Here is an 11,496-nt window from a genome sequence, read left to right on the forward strand (position 1 = left end):
GGCGCAGAAAAGGGTGAAAACAGGGATTTTCCAGGTTTTTATGCTGGATTAAAAAATCGCGCAGCAGGAGATCGCAAAACATGCCGATCCATAATCGACGGGCGCGGTGTGAGGTAGCTCACCATAAAAAAGTCGAATGTTGAATATTATATTTAACTAGGTTATCAATTTGTAATTAGGTGATTGTTCTTTTACTCATAACGGAGTGGATATGCACGTTGTCGTACTGGGAAGTGGCGTAGTGGGCGTAACCAGCGCCTGGTATTTACGCCAGGCAGGACACGAAGTAACGGTGATCGACAGAGCATCCGGCCCGGCGCAGGAAACCAGCGCCGCCAACGCCGGGCAAATCTCCCCCGGCTACGCCGCACCCTGGGCCGCGCCGGGCGTACCGCTTAAGGCGATTAAATGGATGTTTGAGCGCCATGCGCCGCTGGCGATCTCCCTCGACGGCACGCCTTTCCAGTTGAAATGGATGTGGCAGATGCTGCGCAACTGCGACACCCGCCACTATATGGAAAACAAAGGCCGGATGGTGCGCATCGCCGAGTACAGCCGCGACTGCCTGAAGGCGCTGCGCGCCGACACCGGCATTCAGTATGAAGGGCGGCAGGGCGGCACTCTGCAACTGTTCCGCACCGCGCAGCAGTTTGAAAATGCCGCGCGCGACATCGCGGTGCTGGAAGACGCTGGCGTACCGTATCAGTTGCTGGAAGCCGGGCGGCTGGCGGAGGCAGAACCGGCGCTGGCGGAAGTGGCGGACCACTTAACCGGCGGCCTGTGTTTGCCGAATGACGAAACCGGCGACTGTCAGCTTTTTACCGAACGGCTGGCGGCGATGGCGGAGCAGGCGGGCGTGGTGTTTCGCTACAACACCCCGGTCGATCGATTGCTGTATGAAAACGGAAAAATTTATGCCGTGAAATGCGGCGCGGAAAACATCAAAGCCGATGCCTACGTGATGGCCTTCGGCTCTTATTCAACCGCCATGTTAAAAGGGCTGGTGGACATCCCGGTCTACCCGCTGAAAGGCTACTCGCTGACCATTCCCATCGCCGAAGAAGACGGCGCGCCGGTTTCCACTATTCTTGATGAAACGTACAAAATTGCCATCACCCGTTTTGATCAGCGCATCCGCGTCGGCGGGATGGCGGAAATCGTCGGCTTTAACACTAAACTGTTAAAACCGCGCCGTGAAACGCTGGAGATGGTGGTGCGCGACCTGTTCCCGCGCGGCGGGCGAGTAGAAGACGCCACCTTCTGGACCGGGCTGCGCCCGATGACGCCGGACGGCACGCCAATTGTGGGGCGCACTCCCTATAAAAATCTGTGGCTTAACACCGGACACGGCACTCTGGGCTGGACGATGGCCTGCGGTTCCGGCCAGTTGATCAGCGATCTGATCTCCGGGCGCACCCCGGCGATCCCGTTCGACGATCTGGGCGTGGCCCGTTACACCGATGGATTTGCGCCGTCCCATTCCACACGATTGCACGGTGCGCACCAATAAGGAGTAGTTATGTCCCGACCTGTCCTCGCCACGCTGGATCTCAGCGCGCTGCGGCAGAATCTGCACATTGTCCGCCGCGCCGCGCCAGCTTCCCGCGTCTGGTCGGTGGTCAAAGCCAACGCTTACGGTCACGGGTTGGATCGTGTCTGGGGAGCGTTAAATCAGACCGACGGTTTTGCCCTGCTGAATCTGGAAGAGGCGATTTTGCTGCGCGAACGCGGCTGGAAAGGGCCGATCCTGATGCTGGAAGGCTTTTTCCACGCCGATGAACTGGAGCTGTTTGATAAATACCGGCTCACCACCAGCGTGCACAGTAACTGGCAGCTCAAAGCCATTCAGCTCGCGCGCCTCCATGCGCCGCTCGACGTGTATCTTAAAATCAACAGCGGCATGAACCGGCTGGGCTTTATGCCGGATCGTGTCCACAGCGTCTGGCAGCAGCTACGCGGGCTGGATAATGTCGGCAGCATCACGCTGATGGCGCACTTTGCCGATGCCGAAAAGCCGGAAGGCATCGCCCGTGCCATGCAGCGGGTGGAGCAGGGGGCAGAAGGCATCGACGCCCCGCGCTCGCTGTCCAACTCAGCGGCGACGCTCTGGCATCCGCAGGCGCATTTTGACTGGGTACGGCCCGGTATCGTGCTGTACGGCGCATCCCCCTCCGGTCAGTGGCAGGACATCGCCAACAGCGGCCTGAAACCGGTGATGACGCTTAGCAGTGAAATCATCGGCGTCCAGAATCTGAAAGCAGGTGACACCGTGGGTTACGGCAGCCGCTACCGCGCGCCCGGCGAACAGCGCATTGGCGTCGTGGCCTGCGGCTATGCCGACGGCTACCCCCGCCACGCCCCCGACGGCACCCCGGTACTGGTCGACGGCGTGCGCACGCGCATCATCGGTGCCGTCTCAATGGACATGCTCACCGTAGACCTCACCCCGTGCCCGCAAGCAGGCATCGGCACCACGGTCGAACTCTGGGGAAAAGAAATCAAAATTGACGACGTCGCCGCTGCATCCGGCACCCTCGGCTATGAACTTATGTGCGCTCTGGCTCCAAGAGTCCCGGTTGTGACGGTGTAACATTTGCTTGTCAGGACGGCGGCGACAGAGCCGCCCTGGCGCATTCACCGACGCGGTGCCGCAGTCGATCCAGAGAAATTAAAGTGAACGGAACAACCACGGAAGCCGCCTGTATCCAGACCCTCAGAAACCGGGAAAACGGAACACCCGGTTAGCCGATCTCCTCCTCCGCCACTCTCACTCCCACTTTGCGCACATCATTATCCTCTTTCTCCGCCACCGTCCACACCATCCCGGCGAACTCCACCTGATCCCCTACTACCGGCACCGCCCCCAGCAGCCGCTGCACAATCTCACCCAGCGATTGCTGATTATCGCGAAACTCCTCGCCGCCTTCGAGGCCATAAATCAGCGCCACGTCGGCAAATTTCGCACTGGCTTCAAGAATAAAATCGCCGAAAAAGCGCTGATCGAGCGCCACCGGCGGCGACTGGCTGAACAGCTTGCCAAGCGCGGGTAAATCCCGCTCGCGGCCAATCACGCACAGAATATCGTTCTCGCGCAGCCGGGTACTGCCGGTGGGATGCAGCAGGGCGTTATCGCGAAACAGCGCGGCAATGCGCGTCTCGCGCGGCATATGCAGATCGCGCAGCGCCGCGCCCACGCACCATTTATCGGCGCTAAGCTGGTAAACAAACTGCTCCCACGGATTATCCGGGTGAATATCCAGACCGACGCGCGACGCAGGCCAGCCAACCGGCGGCACCACCACTTTGGCCTTTTTCGCCGCCCAGGACAGCGACGTCCCCTGAAACAGCAGCGAAATCAGCACCACGAAGAACGCGACATTAAAAAAGAGCCGTGCGTGCTCCAGCCCGGCCATCATCGGGAACACGGCGAGAATAATCGGCACCGCTCCGCGCAGGCCCACCCAGCTAATGAAAATGCGCTCGCGCAGATTAAACCCGCGAAACGGCAGCAGGGCGGCAAACACCGACAGCGGACGGGCGATAAAAATCATCCACGCCGACAGCACCAGCGCCAGCGCGGCAATCGGCAGCAGATCCGAGGGCGTCACCAGCAGCCCCAGCACCAGGAACATGCCGATTTGCGCCAGCCAGGCGAGACCGTCGAAGTTTTGCAGAATGCCAAAACGGTTGCGGATCGGTCGATTACCCAGCCACAAACCGCACAGATACACCGCCAGAATGCCGCTGCCATCCAGCGACGTGGTCAGGGCAAACACCAGAATGCCGCCGCTCAGCGCCAGCAGCGGATACAACCCCCCGGGCAGAACGATGCGGTTAATCATCTGCTGAAGCAGGTAGCCGCCGCAAAGCCCGATGGCGATGCCCAGCCCGAACTGCTGAAGGATATGCACTATAAAGATCCAGCTGAGCGACGACTCGTGCTGCTGGATCATCTCAATCAGGGTGATGGTCAGAAACACCGCCATCGGGTCGTTACTGCCGGATTCAATCTCCAGCGTTGAACCGACGCGCTCGTTCAACCCTTTACCGCCGAGCAGCGAGAACACGGCGGCAGCGTCAGTCGAACCGACAATCGCGCCGATCAACAGACCTTCAATCATATTGAGGTGAAAAAGCCAGGCCGCCATCATGCCGGTCAGCCCGGAGGTGATCAGCACCCCGATAGTGGCCAGCGACAGCGCGGGGCCAAGCGCCACGCGAAACGAACTGGCCTGGGTGCGCATCCCGCCGTCAAGCAGGATCACCGCCAGCGCCAGGTTACTGATCAAATACGCCAGCGGGTAGTTATCGAAGGGGATACCGCCGACACCATCAATCCCTGCCAGCATCCCGATGGCAAGGAAGATAACGAGGATGGGAATACCAAGACGCGACGAAAATGAACTCAATAAAATGCTACAGGTGACTAACACCGAACCCAAAATAAACAGACTAATTATCGCCGTGGCGTCCAAAATTCACGTACTCCTCATCCGCGTGAATGGTCTTTACAAAAAACTTACCATACTTGCGAGTAATTAATGGGATTAATACGTGCCGTGAATGCTTTTTTTTATTCGTTTAGCACCGGATGACCGGTCAACGTTAACGTGCTGGCACCGGGGGTGTGAACCAGCGTGGCCTGTGCGCCGAGCGGCAGGGTAACGGTGCGCGGCTCATGACCAAAATCCAGCCCGCCGATCAGCGGCACCGACAACCGCGAACGCAGATACTCCGCCATGCTCTGTAAGCCATATCCGGCATCGTAATCATTCGCCGCCGCGCCGCTAAAACTGCCGAGGACGATGGCACGCTGGCGGGCGAGAATGCCCGCGTGGTGAAGCTGAAGCAGCATCCGCTCGACGCGGAACGGGTGCTCGTTAATATCTTCAACCACCAGAATGCCGTCGCTAATCGCGGGCAGCCACGGCGTACCAATCAATGACACCAGCATCGCCAGATTGCCGCCCCACAGGGTGCCGGATGCCCGACACGCCGGACCCTCGCCGTTCCACTCCACGCTAAACGTGGCGTTGCGCAGCGCCCGCCAGAAATGGTCTTCGGTAAACGTGTTCAGCTCGTCGCCCCCAAAATTGGCGGCAAGCATTGGTCCGCTGAATGTAATGACCCCGGCGGTCGCCAGCAGCCCCATCTGGATGGCGGTGAAATCGCTGTGCCCGCAAATCAGCAGCGGCTGCCGTTGCTGGCGCTCGGCCAGCGCCGACCAGTCGATATTTTCCAGCAGCCGACTGGCTCCGTAGCCGCCACGCACCGGCATCACGATACGGTTATCTCCGCGAAGCGTCGCCAGCGCATTGACGTCCGCCAGCCGCTGTTGATCTGTCCCGGCAAAGCGCTGGTCGCGGCGGGCGATCACCTCGCGGTTCTCCACCCGATGACCGGCCTGTTCGAGCCGCTGAACGCCGCGCAGCGCCGCCGTCTGGTTAATGCAATAGCCGGAAGGGGCGATAAGATGAATCAGAGACATGGCATTTCCTTGCTGGGAATGAAACGGTTATCATGCATTTAACCCCAGGCGTTGTCATCCGCAGCGGCGGATCGCAGGTATTAAAAGGACTGATGCGTGAAATTGAGATGGTTTGCTTTTTTGATTGTATTACTGGCGGGATGTTCTTCAAAACCGGATTATACCAATCCACCGTGGAACCCGGAGGTGCCGGTCAAACGGGCGATGCAATGGCTACCCATCAGCCAGAAAGCGGGCGCGGCGTGGGGCGTGAGCCCACGGCTGGTTACGGCGATCATCGCCGTGGAGTCCGGCGGCAATCCGACGCTGGTCAGCAAATCCAACGCGGTTGGCCTGATGCAGTTAAAAGCGTCAACGGCAGGGCGAGAGGTCTACCGGCATATGGGCTGGAGCGGCCAGCCCTCCACCAGCGAGCTGAAAAACCCGGAACGCAATATCTCAATGGGTACGGCTTATTTGAGCATACTTGAACACGGCGTGCTGGCGGGCATCGAAGACCCGGAAGTGATGCAGTACGCCCTGGTGGTGTCTTACGTCAACGGCGCGGGCGCGTTGCTCCGCACCTTCTCTTCCAACCGCAAAAAAGCGATTGAAGAAATAAACGATCTCAGCCCGGATGAGTTTGTCCAACACGTCGCGGAAAACCACCCCGCGCCGCAGGCTCCGCGCTATATCTGGAAAGTGCAGAAAGCCATGGACGCGATGTAATCAGCGCACTTTTTTGGCGCGCTCGCGCGCTTCCCGCTCCAGCGAAAAAATAATCCGCTGGAGCTGGCGTTCGGCCGCCGCGCTGACGTTTAAAAAGCGAAAGCTCAGGCGTGGCGTGCTGATCGTTTCATTTTTGCCATCCACCACTTTACGCTCAGTAATGGCAATCAGCTGAACGTCAAAATGGAAGCGCCCCCATTCCCCCATATCCAGCTCAATCTGCGACAGCCGCACTCCCGGCTGCAAACTCTCCGGCGGCGCTTCATCCATTAACGCGCCCATGCCGCCCAGCGACAAATCATACAGGCGAAACCGCATGTTTTTATTATCGGCAAGGCGGGCGTGACAGAAATAGGCCGGATGCAGCGGGGCGCTGATGCGAAAATATTCCCGGCGCTGCAAAAACCACAGCGATGGCGGAAGCGGGGTGACGAACGCCGGAAGCTGCTGCCAGTCGGCGCTGCGCAGCGCCGGAAGATGAAACTCGACCTTCGCGCCCTGGGTTTCGGCGGTAATTTCGATATTCTGCGCGCGCTGCACGGCGCTGTTCTCATAATCCTGGCTGCCAAAATCAATGATCAGTTGCTCCTGCGTCACCTCCAGAATACGACTGATAAATTGCCCGGATGCCCAGCTTACGCGGATGGGGATCTGCTGTTTATGCAGATCGCGCAGCACGCCCAGAACGGCCAGCGGATTTTGTTTCAGAAACTGTTCACTGTAATGACTCACGCCGATGGCTCCCTCATGACAATCCTTCGCTGAAGTATCGGCGGGCTGGCGCAGAACTTCATAGCAGCAATCAACTATTTTGCCAGTGAGAAAAATTTTCTCCCTGGACGCACAATTATCAGGATCGCCCTATACTTGAAACGTTAGCGCAGGGAAACAACACCTGCTTTTTGTGTCACTTACAGGAGGATGGACAGATGGGTATTATTGCCTGGATCGTATTTGGGTTAATTGCGGGTATTATTGCCAAACTGATTATGCCGGGACGCGACGGGGGTGGTTTCATCGTCACCTGTATTCTGGGTATCATCGGTGCGGTCGTGGGTGGCTGGCTGAGTACGCTGTTCGGTATCGGCGGTCCGGTAAGCGGCTTTAATCTGCCAAGCTTCCTGGTCGCGGTCGTCGGAGCCATTGTCGTGCTGCTCATCTACCGCATGGTTCGCAGGTAATACAGACCGGGCAGCGCACGCTGCCCGGTACCTTCATCAGAAGTCGTAACCCACCGTTGCCATCACACTTCTTTCTGCTCCCCAGTAACAGTTCCCCGTTCCGTAGCAGCCCGCCACATAGTCGCGGTCGGTCAGATTATTGGCATTCACCTGCACAAACGCCCCTTTCAGCGATGGCGTCCACGCGCCCAGATCGGCACGCACGGAAGCATCCAGCAGGGTCGTCGACGGCAGGCGCTCGGTATTACGATCGTCAGCCCACTGCTTGCCGATGTAGCGGATACCCGTTCCCACGCTGATACCGCCCGCAAACTGATAGTGCGCCCAGAACGACGCCATTTGATCCGGCGTGAGCTGCGGGGTATTACCGTCATTGCCGTCCAGCGAATCCTGGAAGCGCAAACGGTTCCAGGTATACGCGGCGATAGTGCTCAGTGCCGGGGTTATCTGATTACGCGCTTCCAGCTCGACGCCCTGTGAATGCACTTTGCCCGCCGGAATAAAGGTGGCGGTGGCAATATTAATATCGCGCGTCGCCACGTCTTTCTGGGTTAAATCGTAAATCGCCACGCTATAGAGATCGGCGGTGCCCGGCGGCTGGAACTTCAGCCCGGCCTCATACTGCTCGGCGGTGGTCGGCTTCAGCAGGGTGCCGTCGCTACCGGCAAGCGTCGCCGGGGTGATGGCTTCGCTGTAGCTGATATAAGGCGACAGACCGTTTTCAAAGGCGTAGAGCAGCGAGGCGCGGGTGCTGACGTGATCGTCCGAACGGCGATTAGACGTATTGAAGGTGTCGCTGACCTGTTCGGAGACGATGCGATCAAAGCGCCCGGACACATCCAGATGCCAGCGGTTCCACACCATCTCATCCTGCAAATAGGCCCCGGTCTGGTAGTAGCGACGATTATTGTCATCGCGGTAAGTCACTACATGCCCGGTCTGCGCGGTGTAGCCGGTGTACGGATTGAGCGCAGCGGCACTACCCGCGCCGGTCCACAAATCGTTACGGAAGCGATGGTATTCCCCGCCAAACGTCAGAGTATGCGCCACTTCGCCGGTGCTGAAATCGGCCTGCAACCGGTTATCGGTGGACCACGCATCCAGCGATCCGCGCGAGCCGCTGTAGCCACGCGACAGCTCGTCGCTGCCGTCAATCCAGCCGACCTGATATACCTGATCCAGCGACACGTTGGAGTGGGTGTAGCTGCCGCTGGAATGCACAGACCAGACATCATCAAACTGATGATCGAACTCCACGCTGTAAATTTGCTCCCGGCGCTTATAGCCGTCGCCCGGATCGCCTTCGTTGGTCTCATTCGACAGCTTGCGCCCGTTGTGCGCGTAGCGGGTGCCGTCCAGCGGCAGCGAACCGTGGTAACCGCCGGAAGGATCTTTTTGCAGATAGGCCCGCAGCAGCAGGCTGGTATCGGAATCCGGCTGCCAGAGCAGAGAAGGGGAGATGGCGTAGCGCTCTTCGCGGGTATGATCGTACTGGGTGTCGCTGGTGCGGGTCATGCCGATGATCCGGTAAGCCCACTGGTCGTTAATGGCATCGGTATAATCAAACGCGCCGCTTTTGGTATTTTGCGTCCCCCCGCCGAGGCGGAAATGGCCTTCCGGCGTAAACAGCGGACGCTTCGAGGTTAAATTAACCAGGCCGCCCGGCACGCTTTGCCCGTACAGCGCCGACGACGGGCCTTTCACCACGTCCACGCGCTCAACAAACCACGGATCGATCTGAATGACGTTATGGCTGCCGCCATCGCTCATCAGGCGCATTCCGTCGAGGAACAGGTTATCAACGTCGCCGCCGTGGAAGCCGCGCAGCGAAACGGTATCAAAACGGGTCGCGCCGCCGCCGAAGTTTGAATACACCCCCGGCGTGTAGTTCAGCGCCTGGCTGATAGTATTCGCGCCCTGATCGTCAATCTGCTGACGCGTGACTACCGATACCGACTGGGCGGTGGCGATCAGCGGCCGATCGCTTTTGGTCGCCCCGCTTGAGGTTTTGGCGGTATAGCCTTTGGTGGGAGCCTGCGCAGACTCCGTCGGCGCCGCCGTCACCACTACGGTTTCTTCTGCCAGCGCGAGGGCAGGAAACGCCAGGGCCAGCGCCCAGGCGAGCGACGAGCGCTTGATTATACGTTTTGAGGTCATCACAAATTCCGAATTTTGCTGAAAAGAAGGAGAAACAAATGAGAATTATTATTGTTAGCATTCCGTGACACAAGTCTTTTTACAGAGCAAAACGCCTGCAAAATCAGGGGAGATAAGTGCTAATGCCACGTCAGCAAAGGGAATTTCTGATACCAGAGGTTAGACCTGCTACCAAATCTGGTAGCAGGTCAGCGGGTTTACTGCGCCTGTTTTTGCGCTACCGCATCGTCGTTAGCCGCCTGCGGACGGGAAGCGGGGACGTTATCGCAGGGTTTTTCTTTCGGACAAACCAGATCCAGCATCTTCAGCGTTACGCCGTTAGTCCAGCCGAAACCGTCCTGCAACGGATATTCACCGCCGCCACCGCCGGTCCCGGTAGAGCTGACATCGTATTTCTCAACCAGCTTTTTCTCGCGGTCATAAGTATGCTGGACGTTGGTCAGGAAGCGCCAGGTCACGTCCATCGCCACTTTATCATGACCGTAATTTTGCAGCCCGGCGGTGGCGACCCATTGCAGCGGTGCCCAGCCGTTGGGCGCATCCCACTGCTGACCGCTTTTCACGGTTGTGGTGGCAAGACCGCCCGGTTGCAGCAGGTGCGAGGCGGTGGCGGCAGCGACTTTATCTGCCCGATCCTTCGCCGCCGCGTTAACGTACAGCGGGAACAGCGCCGCAGCCGTCAGTTGATGACGCACTTGCTTCGTTTTCAGATCGTAATCCGCGTACCAGCCGTCTTTGTCATTCCACAGCCAGTGCTCCATCGCCTGCTGACGCGCGCTGGCCTGGGCGTCATACTGGCTGGCTTTCGCCGTATCGCCCGCCGCTTTACTGGCGCGAGCCAGCACTTTCTCCATTTTGAACAGCAGGGCGTTCAAATCGACCGGCACAATGCTGGTGGTACGCAGAGTGCCAAGCTGGTTGGGATCGTCCATCCAGCGCGAGCTGAAATCCCAGCCGGAGGCGGCCCCGGCGCGTAAATCGCGATACACCTCGGTGGCCGGGCGACTGGGGGTATTTTTGGCGGTGGTGACGTCGTCAAGCCAGGATTCGGTGCGCGGCGCATCGCGCTCGTCCCAGTAACGGTTGAGGATCGCCCCGTCATCCAGCTTCACCACGCGTTTGTTGCTCTGCCCGGCGGTCAGCGCATCCGCGCCTTCCATCCAGTAGTTATGCTCTTTCTCAAGCTGCGGCAGATACGTTTTCAACACCTCATCGCCCTGGTGGTCGGCGAGCAGTTCAACCATAAAAGCGAAGAAAGGCGGCTGCGAGCGGCTGAGATAATAGCTGCGGTTGCCGTTAGGAATATGGCCCCAGGTGTCGATCTCATAGCCGAAGTTGGCGACCATATCTTCGATCTTATCCCAGTGTCCGCTCTCCGCCAGCCCCAGCATGGTGAAGTAGCTGTCCCAGTAGTAGATCTCACGAAAACGTCCGCCGGGCACCACGTAAGACTTCGGCAGCGGCAGCAGCGAATCCCACTTCGCCGCGTGGTCAGTGGTGCGGGTCAGCACCGGCCACAGGCCGTCAATATGTTCGCGCAGGCTTTGTCCGGCGGGCGGCACATACTTTTCACCTTCGCCGGGCAGAGTAAAATTAACGTCGATAAAATGGCGCAGGTCGAACCCGCGCTGGCTGCGCTGCATGCGGTAATCGGCGAGGATCATCAGCGGATCGCCTTTCGGCACCGCATCGGCAAACGTTTTTTGATCGGGAAAAAGTTTGGCACTTTGCACGTCGGTAAACAGCGGCCCCAGCAGGACATCAGGCGGCTGCGGCTGTTTAACGGCGTCATCCGCCAGGGCGGAAGCGGCGGCAAACAGAATGCCGCTCAGGGCGATCTTCAGCGCCAGCGTGGAAGGACGGCGCAAAGCAGGGGTGGTCATCGGTTATTCTCCTTTCAGGCAATCAGCGGATCCGCTGCAATCAACCTTCTGAAAACCTTAGACGAATATCGCCAGACGC

At 58.8% G+C, this 11,496-nt stretch carries 9 protein-coding genes; 4 read left to right on the plus strand and 5 right to left on the minus strand.

Going from position 1 to position 11,496, the window contains the following annotated elements; genetic code table 11:
• The first annotated feature begins 211 nt into the window (after nucleotides 1–211).
• Nucleotides 212–1,510 (plus strand): D-amino acid dehydrogenase, encoded by a 1,299-nt coding sequence (locus RT197_RS08320; RefSeq protein ID WP_312949145.1) that lies wholly within the window; start codon nucleotides 212–214, stop codon nucleotides 1,508–1,510.
• Nucleotides 1,511–1,519: 9 nt separating this feature from the next.
• On the plus strand, nucleotides 1,520–2,590 hold the full coding sequence (gene dadX, locus RT197_RS08325) for a catabolic alanine racemase DadX (RefSeq protein WP_312949147.1): 1,071 nt from the start codon (nucleotides 1,520–1,522) through the stop codon (nucleotides 2,588–2,590).
• Nucleotides 2,591–2,741: 151 nt separating this feature from the next.
• Here dadX and RT197_RS08330 read toward each other — a convergent pair whose 3' ends face one another.
• The gene (locus tag RT197_RS08330) at nucleotides 2,742–4,475 is read right to left on the minus strand and encodes a potassium/proton antiporter (protein WP_312949148.1); all 1,734 of its coding nucleotides are present in this window, start codon (nucleotides 4,473–4,475) and stop codon (nucleotides 2,742–2,744) included.
• A gap of 98 nt (nucleotides 4,476–4,573) precedes the next feature.
• Nucleotides 4,574–5,488 carry a muramoyltetrapeptide carboxypeptidase gene (ldcA, locus tag RT197_RS08335; protein ID WP_312949149.1) on the minus strand — a complete coding sequence of 305 codons (915 nt, stop codon included), beginning with the start codon at nucleotides 5,486–5,488 and terminating at the stop codon, nucleotides 4,574–4,576.
• 96 nt (nucleotides 5,489–5,584) lie between these two features.
• On the opposite strand from ldcA, the gene emtA reads away from it, so the two are divergent.
• A complete protein-coding gene (gene emtA / locus RT197_RS08340) occupies nucleotides 5,585–6,196 on the plus strand; it encodes a membrane-bound lytic murein transglycosylase EmtA (RefSeq protein WP_312949151.1) in 612 nt (203 codons plus the stop codon).
• Here the strand turns inward: emtA and RT197_RS08345 are convergent, their stop codons facing one another.
• Complete coding sequence (locus RT197_RS08345) at nucleotides 6,197–6,928, minus strand: flagellar brake protein (RefSeq protein WP_312949153.1); 732 nt, start codon at nucleotides 6,926–6,928, stop codon at nucleotides 6,197–6,199.
• A 197-nt stretch (nucleotides 6,929–7,125) separates the two neighbouring features.
• On the opposite strand from RT197_RS08345, the gene RT197_RS08350 reads away from it, so the two are divergent.
• Nucleotides 7,126–7,377 (plus strand): GlsB/YeaQ/YmgE family stress response membrane protein, encoded by a 252-nt coding sequence (locus RT197_RS08350; protein WP_312949155.1) that lies wholly within the window; start codon nucleotides 7,126–7,128, stop codon nucleotides 7,375–7,377.
• Between the two features lie 36 nt (nucleotides 7,378–7,413).
• Here RT197_RS08350 and RT197_RS08355 read toward each other — a convergent pair whose 3' ends face one another.
• Together RT197_RS08355 and RT197_RS08360 are read right to left on the minus strand one after the other, a co-directional pair.
• Entirely contained in the window at nucleotides 7,414–9,534 is a 2,121-nt protein-coding gene (locus RT197_RS08355; RefSeq protein ID WP_312949156.1) for a TonB-dependent siderophore receptor, read from the minus strand.
• Nucleotides 9,535–9,731: 197 nt separating this feature from the next.
• Nucleotides 9,732–11,417: an alpha,alpha-trehalase gene (locus tag RT197_RS08360; RefSeq protein WP_312949157.1), complete on the minus strand. Its 1,686-nt coding sequence runs from the start codon at nucleotides 11,415–11,417 to the stop codon at nucleotides 9,732–9,734.
• Between the last annotated feature and the right edge of the window lie 79 nt (nucleotides 11,418–11,496).

Origin of the sequence: Superficieibacter sp., from assembly GCF_032071645.1 — a bacterium.
GTDB lineage: Bacteria > Pseudomonadota > Gammaproteobacteria > Enterobacterales > Enterobacteriaceae > Superficieibacter.

Bases quoted from the DNA above. Each gene is read 5' to 3' on its own strand.
- RT197_RS08320 (WP_312949145.1), top strand. From the start codon at position 212: ATGCACGTTGTCGTACTGGGAAGTGGCGTAGTGGGCGTAACCAGCGCC.
- dadX (WP_312949147.1), top strand. From the start codon at position 1,520: ATGTCCCGACCTGTCCTCGCCACGCTGGATCTCAGCGCGCTGCGGCAG.
- ldcA (WP_312949149.1), bottom strand. From the start codon at position 5,488: ATGTCTCTGATTCATCTTATCGCCCCTTCCGGCTATTGCATTAACCAG.
- RT197_RS08350 (WP_312949155.1), top strand. From the start codon at position 7,126: ATGGGTATTATTGCCTGGATCGTATTTGGGTTAATTGCGGGTATTATT.
- RT197_RS08355 (WP_312949156.1), bottom strand. From the start codon at position 9,534: ATGACCTCAAAACGTATAATCAAGCGCTCGTCGCTCGCCTGGGCGCTG.
- RT197_RS08360 (WP_312949157.1), bottom strand. From the start codon at position 11,417: ATGACCACCCCTGCTTTGCGCCGTCCTTCCACGCTGGCGCTGAAGATC.